Annotated in this window: 16 protein-coding genes; 12 read left to right on the forward strand and 4 right to left on the reverse strand. The window is 72.7% G+C overall.

The genetic code is table 11. The annotated features are described in order from the left end of the window. Nucleotides 1-12: 12 nt before the first annotated feature. The 6 genes from INTCA_RS00510 (at nucleotide 13) to INTCA_RS00535 (ending at nucleotide 6,940) form a co-directional block, all read left to right on the forward strand. Nucleotides 13-738, forward strand: coding sequence for an esterase family protein (locus INTCA_RS00510; RefSeq protein ID WP_013490983.1), 726 nt, complete (start codon nucleotides 13-15; stop codon nucleotides 736-738). A gap of 169 nt (nucleotides 739-907) precedes the next feature. Next, entirely contained in the window at nucleotides 908-2,755 is a 1,848-nt protein-coding gene (locus INTCA_RS00515) for an ABC transporter substrate-binding protein (protein WP_013490984.1), read from the forward strand. A 13-nt stretch (nucleotides 2,756-2,768) separates the two neighbouring features. Continuing rightward, a complete protein-coding gene (locus INTCA_RS00520; RefSeq protein WP_013490985.1) occupies nucleotides 2,769-3,452 on the forward strand; it encodes a nucleotidyltransferase family protein in 684 nt (227 codons plus the stop codon). 80 nt (nucleotides 3,453-3,532) lie between these two features. Beyond that, nucleotides 3,533-4,540, forward strand: a complete 1,008-nt coding sequence (locus INTCA_RS00525) for an AAA family ATPase (RefSeq protein WP_013490986.1) — start codon at nucleotides 3,533-3,535, stop codon at nucleotides 4,538-4,540. Then, nucleotides 4,537-5,691: a vWA domain-containing protein gene (locus tag INTCA_RS00530; RefSeq protein ID WP_013490987.1), complete on the forward strand. Its 1,155-nt coding sequence runs from the start codon at nucleotides 4,537-4,539 to the stop codon at nucleotides 5,689-5,691. The genes INTCA_RS00525 and INTCA_RS00530 overlap by 4 nt, the downstream gene beginning before the upstream one ends. Beyond that, nucleotides 5,684-6,940, forward strand: a complete 1,257-nt coding sequence (locus INTCA_RS00535) for an XdhC family protein (RefSeq protein ID WP_013490988.1) — start codon at nucleotides 5,684-5,686, stop codon at nucleotides 6,938-6,940. Before INTCA_RS00530 ends, INTCA_RS00535 begins: the two co-directional genes overlap by 8 nt. A 64-nt stretch (nucleotides 6,941-7,004) precedes the next feature. Here INTCA_RS00535 and INTCA_RS00540 read toward each other — a convergent pair whose 3' ends face one another. Then, the gene (locus tag INTCA_RS00540; RefSeq protein WP_013490989.1) at nucleotides 7,005-7,733 is read right to left on the reverse strand and encodes an NAD-dependent epimerase/dehydratase family protein; all 729 of its coding nucleotides are present in this window, start codon (nucleotides 7,731-7,733) and stop codon (nucleotides 7,005-7,007) included. Between the two features lie 13 nt (nucleotides 7,734-7,746). On the opposite strand from INTCA_RS00540, the gene INTCA_RS00545 reads away from it, so the two are divergent. Continuing rightward, nucleotides 7,747-7,932 (forward strand): hypothetical protein, encoded by a 186-nt coding sequence (locus tag INTCA_RS00545; protein ID WP_041307058.1) that lies wholly within the window; start codon nucleotides 7,747-7,749, stop codon nucleotides 7,930-7,932. Between the two features lie 34 nt (nucleotides 7,933-7,966). Here the strand turns inward: INTCA_RS00545 and INTCA_RS00550 are convergent, their stop codons facing one another. From INTCA_RS00550 to INTCA_RS18425, 3 genes are all read right to left on the reverse strand, one after another. Then, nucleotides 7,967-9,640, reverse strand: coding sequence for an HNH endonuclease (locus INTCA_RS00550; RefSeq protein WP_052337934.1), 1,674 nt, complete (start codon nucleotides 9,638-9,640; stop codon nucleotides 7,967-7,969). Between the two features lie 217 nt (nucleotides 9,641-9,857). Continuing rightward, complete coding sequence (gene mgrA / locus INTCA_RS00555) at nucleotides 9,858-10,901, reverse strand: L-glyceraldehyde 3-phosphate reductase (protein WP_013490991.1); 1,044 nt, start codon at nucleotides 10,899-10,901, stop codon at nucleotides 9,858-9,860. Between the two features lie 51 nt (nucleotides 10,902-10,952). Next, nucleotides 10,953-12,215 carry an MFS transporter gene (locus INTCA_RS18425; RefSeq protein WP_013490992.1) on the reverse strand — a complete coding sequence of 421 codons (1,263 nt, stop codon included), beginning with the start codon at nucleotides 12,213-12,215 and terminating at the stop codon, nucleotides 10,953-10,955. A 67-nt stretch (nucleotides 12,216-12,282) separates the two neighbouring features. Between INTCA_RS18425 and INTCA_RS18430 the strand changes: the two genes are divergently transcribed. The 5 genes from INTCA_RS18430 to INTCA_RS00585 all read left to right on the forward strand — a co-directional run bounded on the left by INTCA_RS18430 (nucleotide 12,283) and on the right by INTCA_RS00585 (nucleotide 17,692). Beyond that, entirely contained in the window at nucleotides 12,283-12,873 is a 591-nt protein-coding gene (locus tag INTCA_RS18430; RefSeq protein WP_013490993.1) for a winged helix-turn-helix domain-containing protein, read from the forward strand. A gap of 125 nt (nucleotides 12,874-12,998) precedes the next feature. Continuing rightward, entirely contained in the window at nucleotides 12,999-13,514 is a 516-nt protein-coding gene (locus INTCA_RS00570) for a (2Fe-2S)-binding protein (protein WP_013490994.1), read from the forward strand. Next, on the forward strand, nucleotides 13,511-16,000 hold the full coding sequence (locus INTCA_RS00575) for a xanthine dehydrogenase family protein molybdopterin-binding subunit (protein WP_013490995.1): 2,490 nt from the start codon (nucleotides 13,511-13,513) through the stop codon (nucleotides 15,998-16,000). Before INTCA_RS00570 ends, INTCA_RS00575 begins: the two co-directional genes overlap by 4 nt. Then, nucleotides 15,997-16,854: an FAD binding domain-containing protein gene (locus INTCA_RS00580; protein WP_013490996.1), complete on the forward strand. Its 858-nt coding sequence runs from the start codon at nucleotides 15,997-15,999 to the stop codon at nucleotides 16,852-16,854. The genes INTCA_RS00575 and INTCA_RS00580 overlap by 4 nt, the downstream gene beginning before the upstream one ends. 7 nt (nucleotides 16,855-16,861) lie before the next feature. Then, the gene (locus INTCA_RS00585) at nucleotides 16,862-17,692 is read left to right on the forward strand and encodes an SRPBCC family protein (protein ID WP_013490997.1); all 831 of its coding nucleotides are present in this window, start codon (nucleotides 16,862-16,864) and stop codon (nucleotides 17,690-17,692) included. Nucleotides 17,693-17,734 lie beyond the last annotated feature (42 nt).

The following is a 17,734-nucleotide window of genomic DNA, read 5'->3' on the forward strand; positions in this document are numbered from 1 at the left end:
CGAGGAGGCGTGATGAAGACGACGGACCGGTGGTACTCCGACCGACTGCAGACCGACCTCACCCTGGCGCGCTGGGGCACGTACGGCGTGCCCGTGCTGCTCTTCCCCAGTGCGGGCGGCGACGCCGAGGAGGTCGAGCGGTTCGAGATGGTCGCCCACCTGCGCCCGCTCATCGACGCCGGGCGAGCCAAGATCTACTCGTGCGACAGCGTCGCCGGTCGGGCCATGATGGACCGGGTCGGCACCCCCGACCACCGCCTGGCACTCTTCAACGCCTTCCACCAGGCGGTCGCCGAGGAGGTCATCCCGGCCATCCACAGCGACTCCGGCGGGAAGCTGCCGGTCGTCGTCGCAGGGGCGTCGATCGGGGCGTTCAACTCGCTGGCGCTGATCTGCCGCTACCCCCACCTCATCGACTCGGCCGTCTGCATGAGCGGCACCTACGCGATCGAGAAGTTCATCGGCGGGCGCTTCACCGACGACCTCTACTTCAGCTCGCCCCTCCACTTCCTGCCCGGCCTCGACGGGCCGGTCCTCGAGGCCCTGCGGCAACGGATGGTGATCTTCGCCTCGGGCAGCGGCGAATGGGAGGACGTCGGCGAGTCGTGGAGGGCAGCCGAGGTGCTCGGAGCGAAGGGCGTCCCCCACCGCGTGGACGACTGGGGGCCCGACTACAAGCACGACTGGCCCACGTGGTGGGAGATGCTGCCGATGTACCTCGACGACCTCCTGCCCTGAGGGGACCTGCCGCTCCGGGCCGTCGGCTGGCGGGGTGCGGGATCCCCGGACACCCAGCGAACCCCCGCGGCTAAACTGGCCTTCGGACGGGGGCGTGTCGCTGCCTGCTCCGTCGCCCCTCGCGCCCCGGCCCAGCCGGTGGTGCCGCAACCGAAGAGGACCAGTCCCGATGCGCCGACCCACCGTCCCGAGGTTGGGCGTCGGCGCCACGCTGCTCACCGCCCTCGCCACGACGCTCGTCCTCGGCGCGTGCACCGGGCCGGCCGCGACCCCGGGCCCGGCGAGCCCGTCGGCCACGACCGCCACGGCGACCGGGCGGGGCACTCCCGCCTCCACGACGACCTCCGCGGAGCGCGCCCCCCTCGTCGTCGAGACGGTCTTCGACTTCACCTCGCTCGATCCACGGGTCCTCGTCGAACGCAGCGGCCTCCTCGTCGCCGACGCGGCCTACGAGACGCTGACGACGCTCGACCCGGAGGACCCCACCACCGTGCTGCCGGGCCTCGCCGAGTGGACCATGTCACCCGAGCGCAACTGGCTCACCCTGCGCCTCCGCCCGGACGCCACCTTCTCGGACGGCACGCGCGTCACCTCCGACGACGTCGTCTTCACCCTCGCCCGGGCCCGTGGCCTCGGCGGCACCGCGGCCCAACTCCTCGGACCCGTCGGCTTCACCAAGGTCGACGACCGCACCCTGACCGTCATCACGCCGGGCCCGAACTTCGCGCTGCCCGCCGTCCTCGCCAACCCGGCCTTCGGCATCCTCAACGCCGACGTCGTCAAACAGCACGGGGGCGCGGTCGGCGACGGCGACACCGCAGGCACCTGGCTCAGCTGGAACTCCGCCGGCTCCGGCCCCTACGTCGTCGCCGAGGCTGACGCCGGCCGCAGCATCACCCTCCAGCCCAACCCCCACTGGTCCGGCCCGTCTCCGGTGTTCACCGAGATCGTCGTCCGCAACGCCCCCCCGGCCCAGCAGGTCCGCGACATCGAGTCCGGCGCGGCCGACGTCGTGCTCGACCTGCCCCCCGACCACGCCGACGCGATGAAGCTCCGACCCACGGTCTCGAGCGTCGCCATCACCTCACAGACCTCACCCGCCCTCGCCTTCCTCCTCCTCAACGACGACCAGACCGTCAACCGGTGGACCGGCAACCCCGACTTCGTCGCCGCGGTGCGCCTCGGGCTCGACCTCGAGGCCGTCACGCGCCGCGCCGGGCCGGGCGCCGTCCCCGCGCTCGGGCTGGTGCCCCGCGGCCTGCCGGGCGCCTTCGAGCCACCCGTCCCGGCCGCGACGACGCCGCCCACCCCGACGGGAAGAGCGACCGGGACGGCCGCGCCTTCGCCCACCTCCGCACCCGCGTCCGTAGCCACCTCGGCACCGACCTCAGTGCCGACCTCAGTGCCGACCTCAGCGGCCACGCCCACGCCGAGCGGGACCGCCGCGCCCATTCCGACCGCGACGCCGACCACGCCCCGGGCCGGGGACCTCGCCGCGGCAAGGGCAGCGCTGGCCCGCTCCGGCTACCGTGGGGAGCCGATCCGGCTCAGCTACGCGAGCGACCGCCCGCTCAACGGCCTCGACCTCCGCGTCGTCGCCGCGGCGATCCGCGACCAGCTCAGGCCCGTCGGGATCCGCGTCGTCCTCGCTCCCGCCCCGATGGTCAAGGCCCTCTCCGACTACGAGAAGGGCCTCGACGTGATGGGCCTCTGGGCCTGGACCCCCGAGTACGCCGAGCCCGAGGCGGCGCTCGCCTTCGCTCCGGGCGGCCATCTCGCTCACCGCGCCCGCTGGGTCCGCGGCGTGAGCTCGGCGATGGACGCCCTGACGGCAGCGACCCGGACCTCCTACGGCGACGAGCGCCCCGGGGCCTTCGCGCGCTGGCAGCTCCAGATGGAGCAGTTCGGTCCGTTCGTCCCGCTCTTCCAGCCCGCCGCTCACCTCGCCCACGGCGAACGAGTCACCGCCGTGCCACGCACGTCGATCGGCTCCGTCGACCTCGCCGGGATCCGCTAGCCACAATGGCCGTATGCCGCTGAGTCCCCTCCCGCACGTCCGTGGCCTCCTGCTCGCGGCGGGCTCCGGCCGCCGGATGGGCCGGCCCAAGGCGCTGCTGCGCCCCGCAGAGGGCGGCCGCACCCTCGCCGAGCGGGCCGTGGCCGTGCTCCTCGAGGGGGGCTGCGACGGGGTGACCGTGGTGGTCGGGGCAGCCTCGGACGAGGTGACCGCCGCCGTGCGGGCCTCGTTCCCCGAGGAGGACGTCGTCGACGTGGTCCGCTGTGCGGACTGGTCCGAGGGGATGGGTGCGTCACTGCGGGCGGGTCTGACGGCGATGCGGCCGCATGCCCAGGTCCAGGCGGTCCTCGTCTCGCTCGTCGACCTCCCGGACCTCCCCGCCGGCGCCGTGCACCGCGTCGGAAGGTCAGGGGTCGGCGCGTCCAGTGTCGAGGTGTCCGGGGTCGGCGTGTCCGGGGTCGCGGTCGGCGCCGGCTGCCTGAGCCGCGCGGCCTACGGCGGGGTCCCGGGTCACCCGACGCTCATCGGGCGCGACCACTGGGCCGGAGTCGTCGCCGGGGCACGAGGTGACCGCGGCGCCCGCGACTACCTCGCGGTGCATGACCACGTCGTCGTCGAGTGTGGTGACCTCGCCACCGGTCGGGACGTCGACTCTCCGGCCGGGGCGCGTCGCGCCGGCCTCGATGCGTCCGGTTGAGGCGCCGCAGCGAGGTCGTACCGACGCATCCGGAAGGGCGTATCCTTCCCCGTTCCGCGTTTGTCGGTAATGCTCAGGTCATGGACACCGTCTCTGGTCTCACTGCGGGGCCCAATGCGGGACAGACCGCGGGCCAGACCGCGGGGCAGAGCACCGTGCAGACCAAGGGGCAGACCACCGGGAGCCCGCCCGCCGACTCCTTCGCCGACACCTTTGCCAGCCCCGGCGACGTCGCGGCGGCGCTCAGCCGGACGGGCTACCTCGCGGACGACGCCCTGGCCACGGTGACCTTCCTCGCCATCCGCCTCGGTCGGCCGATCCTCCTCGAGGGCGAGCCCGGGACCGGCAAGACCGCTCTCGCCGAGGCTCTGGCCGAGGCCCTCGGCCTGCAGCTGATCCGGCTCCAGTGCTACGAGGGCATCGACGCGACGCAGGCCCTCTACGACTGGGACTTCCCCCGCCAGATCCTGCACCTGAGGGCTGTCGAAGCGCTGTCACGCGACGACCACCGCGATCCGGGCCAGCTCGAGACGGAGCTCTTCGACGAGCGGTTCCTGCTGGCCCGCCCCGTGCTGCGGGCCCTTCGGGAGGCTCCCTGTGTGCTGCTCATCGACGAGATCGACCGAGCCGACGACGAGTTCGAGGCGTTCCTCCTCGAGGTGCTGTCCACGTGGCAGGTCACGATTCCGGAGGTCGGCACCCTCGCCGCGACGACGCCGCCGATCGTCGTGCTCACCTCGAACCGGACCCGGGAGCTGCACGACGCCCTCAAGCGGCGTTGCCTCTACCACTGGATCGACCACCCGGGACTGGCCCGGGAGCTCGAGATCGTCCGCACCCGTCTGCCGGAGGTCCCGGCCGCCCTCGCGGAGCAGGTGGTGGGGGTCATCCAGCGCCTGCGCACCGACGTTGGTCTGATCAAGCCGCCCGGGGTTGCCGAGACGCTCGACTGGGCCCGCGCCCTCGTCGCGCTCGGCGCGGCCGCGCTCGACCCGGAGGTCGCGGCTGCCTCGCTCGGCTCCGCCGTGAAGTACCGCGAGGATGCCGAGCGGGTCCGGGCCATGCTCGACCGACTTCTGACGCCATGACCGCTGCGCCCGGAGACTCGTCGGGGAGCGAGATCGCGCCCCGGTGGGCCGCCGACGAGTGGCTGCTCGGTTTCGCCCGGGCCCTGCGGGCCGCGGGCCTGCCCGTCACCGCGGACCGTGAGCGCACCTTCCTCGTCGCCCTGCGCGAGGTCGGCCTCGGCGAGCGCCGACACGTCTACTGGACGGGACGAGCCACCCTCACCTCCTCACCGGCCGACGTCGAGCGCTACGACCAGGTCTTCACCTCGTGGTTCAGCGCGGAGCAGCCGACTCAGACCCGGCGTCCCGAGCGGGAGGCACCGCGGGCGACCCGCGCCTCGCTCGAGGAGGTCGAGGGGAGCTCCGGCCCCGCCGACGGCGCCGAGGACGCCGTGCAGGCCCGCGCCAGCGGCCTCGAGGTGCTCCGTCACCGCGACGTGGCCGCGCTCGGCATCGAGGAGCGCCAGGGCCTCGCCCGGCTCTTCGGTCGGCTGCGTCCCCGGCCGCCCCGCCGTCGTGCCCGTCGCCACGTCCGCTCCCGCACGGGAGAGGTGGACGGCCCCGGAACGCTGCGGGAGCAGCTGCGCCGGATGGGCGAGCCCGGCCGGATCCACCACCGCGTCCGCGGCAGCCGTCCACGCCGGGTGGTCCTCCTCATCGACGTCTCGGGCTCGATGAGCGCCTACGCGGACAGCCTCCTCCGGCTGGCCCACACCTACGTCCAGGCCGCCGGTCCCCGGGGGCCGGTCGAGGTGTTCACCATGGGGACGCGCCTGACGCACGTGACGCGCGCCCTGCGCGTGCGGGACGCCGACCGGGCGCTCATCGCCGCGGGGGAGGCCGTCCCCGACTGGTCCGGCGGGACCCGGCTCGGCGAGTCCATCGCCGCGTTCCTCGACCGGTGGGGCCGGCGCGGCATGGCCCGCGGGGCGGTCGTCGTCGTGTTCTCCGACGGCTGGGAACGGCAGGGCCCGGAGCTGCTCGGGGAGCAGATGCGCCGGCTCGCCGCCCTGGCCCACCGGGTCGTGTGGTCCAACCCGCACCGAGGCAAGGACGGGTACCTGCCCGTGCAGCAGGGCATCATCGCGGCCCTGCCGCACGTTGACGACTTCGTCGCGGGCCACTCGCTCGCGGCGTTCGAGGAGCTGATCGAGGTGGTGGCACGTGCGTGAGGTGTTGCGGGAGCTGACGAGGTGGTGGGAGGCCGGCGACGTGGTCGGCGTCGGCACCGTGGTCGGGACGTGGCGCTCCGCGCCGCGCCAGCCCGGGGCGTCGATGCTCGTCGGGCCGGGCGGCGAGGCCGTCGGGTCCGTCTCCGGCGGATGCGTCGAGGGCGCCGTCTACGAGCTCGGCCAGGAGGTCGTCGCCTCCGGCGTCCCGGTGCTCCACCGCTACGGGATCAGCGACGACGACGCGTTCGCGGTCGGCTTGACGTGCGGCGGCATCCTCGACGTCTTCGTCGAGAAGGTCTCGAAGGAGACCTTCCCCGAGCTCGGCGCGGTCGCCGCGGACATCGAGGCCGGACGGCCCGTCGCGGTGGCCACGGTCATCGAGCACCCCGATCCCAGCTGGCTCGGTCGACGCATCGTGGTGCATCCGGAGGCGGTGGACGAGGAGGCCACTCGAGTGGCTGGGGTGGTGGACGACGGGGCCGCTCGAGGGAGCGTGGACGCCGGAGCGAGCCCGGCGGCATACGGCCTGCGCATGTCCCTCGGGAGCGAGCGGGCGGACGCTGCGGTGCGCGACGATGCGCGGGGACTGCTCGCCCAGGGGCGCACGGCGACCCTGGGCTACGGTCCCGACGGGGAGCGCCGCGGCGAGGGGATGCGCGTCTTCGTCCAGAGCCATGCGCCCAAGCCCCGGATGCTCGTCTTCGGTGCGATCGACTTCGCCGCGGCCGTCGCACGGGTCGGGAGCTTCCTCGGCTACCACGTCACCGTCTGCGACGCACGACCGGTGTTCGCCACGAGGTCCCGCTTCCCCGACGCCGACGAGGTCATCGTCCGCTGGCCGCACGACTACCTCACCGAGGAGGTCGAGGGCGGCCGGGTCGACCCACGGACCGTCGTCGCGGTGCTGACCCACGACCCGAAGTTCGACGTGCCGGTCCTCGAGGTCGCGCTGCGCCTCCCGGAGGTCGCCTACATCGGCGCGATGGGATCCCGTCGCACGCATGAGGACCGCCTGCGACGGCTGCGCGAGGCCGGCCTGACGGACGAGGAGCTGGCGCGCATGTCGTCACCGATCGGGCTCGACCTCGGCGCGCGGACCCCGGAGGAGACGGCCATCTCCATCGCGGCCGAGATCATCGCACTGCGCTGGGGTGGTCAGGGTGAGCGGCTGAGTGAGCTCGGCGGTCCCATCCACCACCACGAGCACCTCGATGTCCACGCCGACCACCCTGACGTGCCGTCACCCTGACCACCCGAGTCCGCAGCAGGCATCTGTCCCGTAGGTGTCGGTGGGCCCGGACCCGGCGTGTGCGTCAGAGGCCCGTCGCGAAGCCGACCCGCCACGTCGGGTACTGCAGCGTCCAGGCGAGCTCACGCTTGGCCTTGGCATTGGAGGAGCCGCGGATCTTGGTCATCAGGTTGACGCCGTGCTCGCCGAGCAGCGGGCGGGACAGGCACAACGGCAGGCGTCTCGGAGGTGTGGCCCCGAGAGCCTCGGCGAGGGCCGGCAGCCACTTCGAGACGAGGGTCTGACGCGCCTCGGGCGCAGGATCAGGGTCGTACCCGCTGGTCTCGTCGGCGAGGCCGGGCCCCGTGCGCGGGTTGGTGAAACCGGTGAAGCTCTGCGCGAGCACCCGCCCCACTCCGAAGGTGCGTGCCGCCTCGAGGGGGTGGTCCGTGCCTTCGGTGCGCAGGCGGTTCGTCGTCGCGAAGCCCGTGTCGAAGTGCTTGGGATCGATCCCGGTGCGCAGTGCGGTGAGCTGGTGGATGATGACGTCCGGCTTGGCCTCTTCCACCGCCTGCAGGACCGAGGTCCGGTCGAGGCCGTCCATGGTCAGCGGGGTCGCCCCGGCGGCCGTGATCGGGCCGGGGTTGCCCGTCCGGGTCGTGCCGAAGACGTCGTGACCCGCCGCGACCAGGGCGGGCGTCAGGGTGCGGCCGAGGGCGCCGCTGGCGCCGGCGCTCGCGAGGCCGCTGCACGGAGCGGTGGCCGGGGCGCGGTTCAGGGCCGGGCTGGCGCGCCGGGGCGGGCCTCTGGGCATCCGTCTGGAACAGGTGGCGGTCAACGGCGAGCCCGGCCTCCTCACCTTCGGCCGGTCCGGTGAGCTGCTGGGCGCACTCTCCATCGAGCTCGACGACGAGGGCGGGATCACCGGGCTGCGCAACCAGATCAACCCCGACAAGCTCCGCCACCTCGGTGAGGTGGGAGACCTGGGCGCCCTTCTGCGCGGGGACGCCTGATCGGTTCGTATGCCGCTGGGCTGGGTCCCCCCGCTCAGCCGGCCAGGCGGTCGGTCAGGAGCTGCTCGAGCGGGCTGAGGGGCTCGTCGAGGTGGGCGAGGTCGAGCGCGCTCCCCTCGGTGGGCTCGCGGTGTGCGGGGAGGACGGGAGGAGCCACCGAGGTGTGCTGGTGCCCGGTCGGTGTCGTCAGGCGGACCGTGTGCGCAGGGACCGGGTGCGCAGGGACCGGCATCGGCAGCGGTCCGGGGTGGACGACCCGGGCTCTCCAGCCCGGTTGCTCCTTGACCTGGTTGCACCGCACGCACAGTCCCTGGCCGTTCTCGGCCGTCGTCGGACCGCCCACGGCGAAGGGGGTCACGTGGTCGGCGTGCCGGATGGGCGCATCGCACCACGGCATCCGGCACACGCCGTCGCGGGCGACGAGAAAGCGTCGCAGACCTGGTGGGAACAGGCGGCGCTTCGAGTCCATCGCGACCAGGGTCCCGCTCGCCGGATGGGTGTAGAGCCGGCGGAGCCAGGTCCGCGCCCGCGGAGACCATTCGGGGCCGTGGGCGCCCGACCGGTCCCCGCCAGGCGGACCGAGGTCAGCGGTGAGCAGCTCGCGGACCCAGCCGGCGGGCACCGGCCCGTAGCCCGGGACCTGCGCCGGAGTGTCGTCACCGTCGAACAGTGCGCGGTCGGTGATGACGACCTGCACCTCCACGGGCACGTCGCCGAGGATGCCCGGCTCACCCGCGGCGCCGGACAGGACCCGGTCGACCAGGGTGTCGGCCATGACCTGTCCCTTGCTCCGGACGTCACCCGTTGCCTGCGCGGTCGAGGCCGCAGCCGTGAGCGCCGCGTAGAGGGCGACGGCCTGCCTGACCGGCAGGACCGCGGTCACCAGTGCCATGGTGTCGGGGATCGGCCGGATCGTGACGCGGCGCTCGGACTCCGCCGTCCTGGCCCGCGCGACCGCCCCTGCCGCGTCGATCCGGTCGGCGGCAGCGCGCACGGCACCTTCGAGCTGGCGGTCCCCCCACGTCGCGATACCGGTCAGCCCGGGGTCGGTCGGGTCGCTGCGGTGGGCGCCGACGACCTCGGCGTCGACCGCGGTGCGGTCCTCGGCAGTCAGGTGGCTCGTGAGGCGGGCGACCAGCTCGGCCCGACGCTCGTTGAGCTCGCCAGTCGTCAGCGCGTCGAGCGTGTGCGGAAGGTCGCGGACCAGAGCCAGCGCGGTCGTGGCGAGTCGCGCACCGCGGTGCGGTGACTCGTGCCGGGCCAGGCCGACCTGTGCGGCGATGCCTGCCTTGTCGTGGGCGCCCGTGCGGCGGCCGCGTGACGTCGAAGCCCGCTCGTCCCCAGGCCCGCGCCCGTTGAGAGCCGCAGGGGTGAAGTCACGGCGCCGCACCTCGTCCTTCGCAGCGCGGTAACCCTCGAAGTCGTTCGCGTCCAAGCACTCTCGCGCGCGGTCCGTCCAGTGAGCGGCCTCAACGGCCTGGGCGTCGACGAACGCCGCGGTCACCTTGGCCTGCGCTGCCGCACAGGCCGCCTTGGCCCGCTCCAGCGTGTCGAGCAGGTCGACGAGCTCGCTCGCGCCGAGGCCGCTCCCGTCCGTCTCCGAGAGCCGCGGCAACAAGGCCACCACGTCGCAGGCAGCCAGGGCCGCAGGCACCCGAACGGAGCCGGCGGACGCCGGCTCCGGGAGCACGCGAGGACCCTCGATCACGTGTTCGAGTCTACCTCGTCCAGCCTCGCCTCGCAGGAGATATCCCCAGCGAGTCTGGTTGATCGACAAACGAATTGGCGGTCCTGAGGCAGTGTCACCAGCACGCCGTAGAGTGCCGTCGGGGAGCTCGTGGGCACCCGCCTCCGCGAACTCGGAGAGCGAGCCCAGCGGCATACGGAAGGGTCGGACGCCGCTGGGCTGGGACCGAGCTCGACGCTCAGTGGGTGCTCGAGCGCTTCCAGAGGTTGATGCCCGCCTCGACCGCGTGCTCGTCGATGCGGTCGAGCTCCTCCTGAGTGAACTCGAGGCGGTCCAGGGCGCCGAGGCTGTTCTCCAGCTGGGCGACGCTCGACGCGCCGATGAGGACCGAGGTGACCCGGTCGTCACGCAACGCCCAGGCCAGCGCGAGCTGGGCCAGCGACTGGCCGCGGGACTGCGCGACCTCGTTGAGGGCCCGGACGTGCCGGAGCGACTCGTCCGTCAGCAGGTCCGGGCTGAGCGACTTGCCCTGGCTGGCGCGCGATCCGTCGGGGATGCCGCCGAGGTACTTGTCCGTCAGCATGCCCTGGGCCAGCGGCGAGAAGGCGATGCACCCGACGCCCTCCTCGCCGAGCGTGTCGAGCAGGTCCTCCTCGATCCACCGGTTGAGCATCGAGTAGCTCGGCTGGTGGATGAGCATGGGCGTCCCCATCTCGCCGAGGATCTCGATCGCCTCCTGGGTCCGCTGCGGCGAGTAGGACGAGATGCCGGCATAGAGGGCCTTGCCGCTCCGGACCGCCGTGTCGAGCGCCCCCATCGTCTCCTCGAGCGGGGTCGTGTCGTCGAAGCGATGGCTGTAGAAGATGTCGACGTAGTCGACGCCCATCCGCTCGAGCGACTGGTCGAGCGACGCCAGCAGGTACTTGCGGGAGCCACCGCCCTGGCCGTAGGGGCCCGGCCACATGTCGTAGCCGGCCTTCGTCGAGAGGATCAGCTCGTCGCGGTAGCGCCTGAGGTCCTGGGCGAAGATCGTGCCGAAGTTGCGCTCGGCGCTGCCGTAGGGCGGGCCGTAGTTGTTGGCGAGGTCGAAGTGCGTCACGCCGAGGTCGAAGGCCCGGCGGAGGATGGCCCGCTGCCGGTCCATGGGGACGTCGTCGCCGAAGTTGTGCCACAGCCCGAGAGAGACCGCGGGCAGGTCGAGGCCGCTCGCTCCGCAGCGACGGTAGGTCATCGAGTCGTAGCGGGTGCGGGCAGCCTGGTAGTCGTCCACGTGGTGCGTCATGGGCCCAGTCTGCCGCGCGGCGCCGACCGGAACGGAGCCTGGGGGCGTCCGTCACGCCGCCGGCTCCACCGCTCCGACCTCGGTGACGCCGGGCGACGCGTCGGCTGGTTCGCCGTGTCCGGCCCAGGCTCGCCGTCCCCGAGCCAGCAGGAGCACCGGCGCGACCGTGACGGTGAGCAGCCCGGCGCCGACGAAGACCGCCCGCGGTCCGTACCAGCCGGCCGCCACCCCGGCGACGAGGAGGGAGACCACCGACCCGCCGCGGATCGTCCCCATGGCGGCAGCCAGCACCCGGCCCCGCGCCGCGTCGGCGGTGCGCCCCACGACGAGCGCGAACCCGAGTCCGTTGATGAAGCCGTTGGCGAGACCGGCGACGACGAAGAGCGGGTAGAGCCACGCCACCGAACCCACCAGCCCCGCCGCCGCGATCGTCAGGCCCAACGTGCCGGCGGCGGCGGACAGGACCGCGATCCGCCGGCGGTCCCCGTCGATCCTGGTGCACAGCACGGAGCCGACGGTCACGCCCGTGCCGAGGCAGAGGCCGAGCAACCCGTACGCCGCGGGTCCGGCGCCGAGGACGTCGATGACGAGGAAGGCCTCGACGACGTTGGTCCCCTCGAGGGCGACGACGAACAGCACGAGCCCGGCCACGACGAGGCCCGAGACCCGGTCGCGATGCAGGATCCGCCAGCCCGACTCGAGTGCGGGCGCCGGGGTGGGCGCCGGGGTGGGCGCGGGGCAGCCGGCGCCGGCGCCGGCCCGGTGGGTCCGGACGGCCAGCGCCGCGCCGACGAGCGAGCCGAAGGCCAGCGTGTCGATGAGGATGACGCCGTGGAAGCCGACGGCCGCGAAGGCGAGTCCCCCGAGGGCCGTGCCGGCGAGCCAGGCTGCGGAGCCAAGGGCCTGCTGCAGCCCGATCGCCCGCCCGACCTTCTCCTCGCCGACGATCCGCGGCAACAAGGCCCCCCACCCCGGTCCCGCCACCGCCTGGCCGGACTGGATGACGAGGATGCAGCCGACCTGCCAGCCGAGGGAGGTCGAGGCGAGCAGGCCCGCGGACCCGGCCACCTGCACGAGCGCCGCCGCAGTGAGGAGGTGCCGCGAGTCTCGGGTGTCGACGAGCCGACCGGCCCACGAGGAGAGGGCGACGACCGGTGCCGCGAAGGCGACGAGGAGCACGGTGAGGTCGAGGGGCTGCCCGGTCTGGGCGATGAGGATCGACAGGGCGATCAGCGTCATGGCGTCGCCCAGCTGCGACAGAGCCCGCGCACCGAGAGCGATGCGCGCGTCCCGGATCCGAAGCAGTTCCTTCATAAATCGTGAAGATAGTGCTTCACAACTCCTGAAGTCAATCCTTCACGTCCGTCCTAGGATGAGGGTCATGGCCACCCTGCGCCGTCCCACCGAGGCACTCGAGGTCGACGACCCCCGGGCCCTACGGGCTCTCGCCCATCCCGCGCGACAGCGGATCATCAACGAGCTGCTCGCCGGCCGCGTCATGACGGCGACCGAGGCAGCCGAGCTCGTCGGACTGTCCCCCTCCGCCGTGAGCCACCACCTGCGGGCGCTCGAGCGGTACGGGATCGCTGAGCGGGCGGAGACGGGCGGAGACGCACGGACGAGGCCGTGGCGCTCGCGGTTCACGGAGCTGAGCTACGTGCCCAGGTCCCCGGGCGGCGTCCAGGTCGCCAACGCCGTGGTCCGGGGCGAGCTGGCCAAGCTGGCGCGCAACATCGCCGTCGTCGTCGAGGCCAACGAGGCCGCGCAGCAGGCGGGCGAGCGCCCAGCCCCGAGGGACAGCGTCGGGATCAGCGTGAGCGAGAGATGGCTGACCGACGAGGAGCGCCGCGACGTCGTTGCCCGGATCGAGGAACTGCTCCGCACCCTGCCCGAGCGACACTCCGGGAACGCGCCGGAGGGTTCGGTCCGGATGTCCCTCGTCCTGTCGTTCGTGCCTGTCGCGGGCGACTGACCCGGCCCGGGCGATCCTCTGAGCCACTCACCCCTTGCCTCCGGAGGCAAGGTCGGACAAGACTCCGGTGGGGGACCCCCAGACCAAGCCACGTTTCTCACTGCAGTGCGGCAGGAGGCCGAGGAATGACCCGTATCACCGTGAAGGTCGACGGAGTCGAGTACTCCGACGACATCGAGCCCCGGACCTTGTTGGTCCACTACCTGAGGGAGACCGTCGGCAAGACGGGCACCGTCGTCGGTTGCGACACGAGCAACTGCGGCGCCTGCACCGTCCACCTCGACGGTCGCAGCGTCAAGTCCTGCAACGTCCTCGCGGTCCAGGTGGACGGCCATGAGGTGACGACCATCGAGGGGCTGGCCGACACGGCCGGGACCGACGGGACGCTCCACCCGATGCAGGTCGCCTTCCACGAGGCCCACGGGCTCCAGTGCGGCTACTGCACGCCCGGCATGATCATGCAGGCCTGCGACCTGCTCAAGGAGAACCCCGACCCGACCGAGGCAGAGATCCGGGAGGGGCTCGAGGGCAACCTCTGTCGCTGCACCGGCTACCACAACATCGTCAAGGCGGTGCAGCAGGCGGCGGCCGCGATGGCGGGCAGCCGGCCCGAGCCCACCCGCGAGGAGGTGACGTCGTGACCATGACCGAGGACACCCCCACGACCGAGGCGCCGACGGGCGAGGTCGGTCGGGCCCGCAAGCGCAAGGAGGACCAGCGTCTCATCACCGGTCGCACCCGGTGGACGGACAACATCACCCTGCCCGGCATGCTCCACATCGCGATGGTCCGCAGTCCCTTCGCGCACGCACGGGTCACGGCCATCGCCACCGCCGAGGCCAAGGCCGCCCGCAACGTCGTGGCCGTCCTCACCGGCGAGGACCTCAAGGAGGTCCAGGGGGTCAACGCCAACGCGTGGCCGATCGCCACCGACCAGGTGACGCCCACGCACCTGCCGATGGCGGTCGACCACGTCGCCTGCGCCGGCGAGATCGTCGCCTGTGTCGTCGCCCGGTCTGCCGCGGAGGCGCGCGACGCGGCCGAGCTGGTCGACGTCGACTACGACGAGCTGCCCGCGGTCCTCGACATGAAGGAAGCCCTCAAGGACGAGGTCCTCGCACACCCCGACCTGGGCACGAACAAGTCCGCCTTCTGGCAGCTCGACTCCAAGGAGGCGGGCAGCGGCGACGACGTCGACGAGGCCATCGAGGCGGCCCGGTCCGACGGCATCGTCATCGAGCGCGAGTTCCGCCAGCAACGGCTCATCCCGGCCTTCATGGAGCCGCGCTCCGTGGTCGTCGACCCGACCGGCGAGCAGATCACCATGTGGTCCGCGACCCAGATCCCCCACATCCTGCGCTTCCTGCTCGCGGCGACCACGGGCGTCTCCGAGTCGAAGATCCGGGTGATCGCGCCCGACGTCGGCGGCGGCTTCGGCGGCAAGCTCCAGACGACGCCCGAGGAGTTCGTCGCGTTCGCGGCGGCGCGCCGGCTCGGCAAGCCGGTCAAGTACACCGAGACCCGCTCCGAGTCGCTCGTGTCCGGACACCACGGTCGCGACCAGTGGCAGAAGCTGACGCTGTCGGCCCGAAGGGACGGGACGGTCACCGGGCTCAAGGTCGAACTGCTCGCGGACCTCGGCGCCTACGTCGCGCTCGTCGGCGGGGGCGTCCCCGTCCTCGGAGCCTGGATGTTCAACTCGATCTACAAGTTCCCGGCCTACCGGTTCAACGTCCAGACCATCCTGACGAACAAGACCTGGGTCGACGCCTACCGCGGGGCCGGCCGTCCCGAGGCGACCTTCGGCATCGAGCGGATGATGGACGAGCTCGCGGCCGAGCTCGGCCGGGACCCCCTCGAGGTCCGCGAGCAGAACTGGATCACGCACGAGGAGTTCCCGTTCACCACGGTCGCCGGGATGACGTACGACTCCGGCAACTACGAGGCGGCGACAGCCCGGGCCCGTGAGCTCTTCGACTACGACGCGCTGCGCGCCGAGCAGCAGCGCCGCCGTGAGGCGAACGACCCGGTCCAGCTCGGCATCGGGGTCTCGACCTTCACCGAGATGTGCGGCCTGGCGCCCTCCCGGGTGCTCGGCTCGCTCAGCTACGGCGCCGGCGGCTGGGAGCACGCGAGCATCCGGATGCTCCCGACCGGCAAGGTCGAGGTCGTCACCGGCACGTCACCGCACGGCCAGGGCCACGAGACGGCGTGGAGCCAGATCGTCGCCGACCGGCTCGGGGTCCCCTTCGAGGATGTCGAGGTCCTCCACGGCGACACCCAGATCAGCCACAAGGGCCTCGACACCTACGGGTCCCGCTCGCTCGTCGTGGGGGGTGAGGCGCTCGTGCTCGCCGCCGACAAGGTCATCGAGAAGGCCCGCCCCATCGCGGCGCACCTGCTCGAGGCGAGCGCCGACGACCTCGAGTTCTCGGCGGGCCGCTTCGGGGTCAAGGGCACCGACCAGGGTCTGACGATGGCGGAGATCGCCCTCGCCAGCTTCGCCGCGCACAACCTTCCGGACGGGGTCGAGCCGGGCCTCGACTCGGACGCGACCTACGACCCGGTCAACTTCTCCTTCCCGCACGGCACGCACCTGTGCGCGATGGAGGTCGACACCGAGACCGGCGCGTCGAGGATGCGCTCCTACGTCTGCGTCGACGACATCGGCGTCGTGGTCAACCCGCTCATCGCCGATGGTCAAATCCACGGCGGGTTGGTCCAAGGCATCGCCCAGGCGCTCTGGGAGGGCGCGGAGTACGACGAGAACGGCACGCTGGTCACCGGCTCGTTCGTCGACTACACCCTCCCGACCGCGGCTGACACGATCAGCTTCGTCACCGACTACACCGTCTCCCCGTCGACGACGAACACCTTGGGCACCAAGGGAGTCGGCGAGGCAGGCACCATCGCCTCGACCCCTGCGGTCGTCAACGCGATCGTCGACGCGCTGCGGCCGATGGGCGTGCACGACGTGCCGATGCCGTGCACTCCGGAGCGGGTGTGGCGCGCCATCCAGTCCGGTGGGTCCGACCGTCAGGTCGAGTCGTCCGGGGACGCGCAGCCGCACTTCGACCCGGCGGCTCCCAACCAAGACACCCCCGAGACGGAAGGCGGTGCCCGGTGATCCCCGCATCGTTCGACTACGTGGCACCGACCACCGTTGCCGAGGCGCTCGCGGCGCTCGCGGAGCACGGGGACGAGGCCAAGGTCCTCGCCGGCGGTCAGTCCCTGCTGCCGATCCTGCGGATGCGCCTCAACGCCCCGAGCGTCGTGATCGACCTCGGGCGGATCGCCGAGCTCCAGGGGATCTCGGAGGAGGGTGACGTCATCGTCATCGGTGCCATGACGCCGTATGCCGCTGTGCTCGCTTCCGAGGTCGTGTCCACTCACGCCGGGCTGCTGTCCAAGGCGGTCGCCACGGTGGCCGACCCGCAGATCCGGCACCGGGGGACCGTCGGTGGGGCGCTCGTCCACGCCGACCCGGCCGGTGACGTCGGCGCGCCCGTGCTCGCGCTGGGGGCGCAGGTGGTCGTGGCCGGAGCCGGCGGGCAGACCCGCACGGTCGCCGCGGACGACTTCTTCGAGGACCTGTTCACGACGGCGGTCGGTGAGGGTGAGCTGCTGACCCAGATCCGGATCCCGAAGCACACGGGCTGGGGCTCCCACTACGAGAAGTTCGTCCGGGTCAGCCACCAGTGGTCCATCGTCGCGGTCGCGGCCGCGGTGCGGGTCGAGGGTGGCTCCATCGCCGAGGCCCGCGTCGGTCTGACCAACATGGGCGCGACCCCGTTGCGGGCCCGGTCCGTGGAGGCCGCGCTGGTCGGCCAGGCGCCCACCGACGAGGCCGTCCGGGCGGCGGTGGCTCAGGTGGCCGACGGCACGAACCCGCCGTCCGACCTCAACGGCGGCGCGGACTACCGTCGCCACCTCGCGACGGTGTTGACCCGCCGCGCGGTCCTCGCGGCGGCAGGGGCGTGATCGTCGGATGGAGCTCACCCACTCGTTCACCGTGCCGACCTCCGTCGACGAGGCGTGGGTGCTCCTCACCGACCTGAGACGCGTCGGTGACTGCTTCCCGGGGGCCACCGTCACCGAGGTCACCGGCGACGAGTTCACCGGAACCGTCAAAGTCAAGCTGGGCCCGATCTCCCTCGTCTACGGGGGCTCGGGCTCGTTCGTCGCCAGGGACGACGAGAACCACCGGGCGGTGATCGAGGCGAAGGGGAAGGACAAACGGGGCAACGGCACTGCGGGGGCCACGGTCACGGTCGAGCTGACGCCCGACGGTGACGGCGCCCGGGCCGACGTCGTCACCGACCTCGCCGTGACGGGCAAGCCGGCTCAGTTCGGCCGGGGAGTGATGCAGGACGTCTCCGACAAGCTCCTGGGCCAGTTCATCGCCTGTATCGAGAAGCAGCTCGGCGGCGGCGCGCCCGTGGTCACCGAGGCGGACGCGGCGCCGGTTCCGCAGGCGACGGTCCAGGACGCCGGGGAGGCCGCCCAGCGACCCGAGATCGTCACGGACGCGGTGCCCGACCAGGTGCACGACACCGGCGAGCCGCTGACCTTGCCCGAGGAGGTGGAACGGTCGAAGTCCGCTGCGGCCGAGGCCGCAGCGGCGGCTGCCGCACTGCGAGGTCCCACCCCGGGCGCTCGGTCGGCCGCTCCGTCGGGCGGTGAATCTGCCGATGATGCGCTCGACCTCGGTGCGACCGTGCTGCCCGTCCTCATCCAGCGTTACTCGGGCTTCGCGGTCGCCGCGGTCGCGGGAGCTGTCGTGGGCTGGCTCCTCGGACGACGGCAGTCCCACCGCTGACCGAGAGAGCAGTTCGCGCCATGCACGGTGTCGCGAACTGCT

The sequence above is a fragment of the Intrasporangium calvum DSM 43043 genome (genome assembly GCF_000184685.1).
GTDB classification, from domain to species: domain Bacteria; phylum Actinomycetota; class Actinomycetes; order Actinomycetales; family Dermatophilaceae; genus Intrasporangium; species Intrasporangium calvum.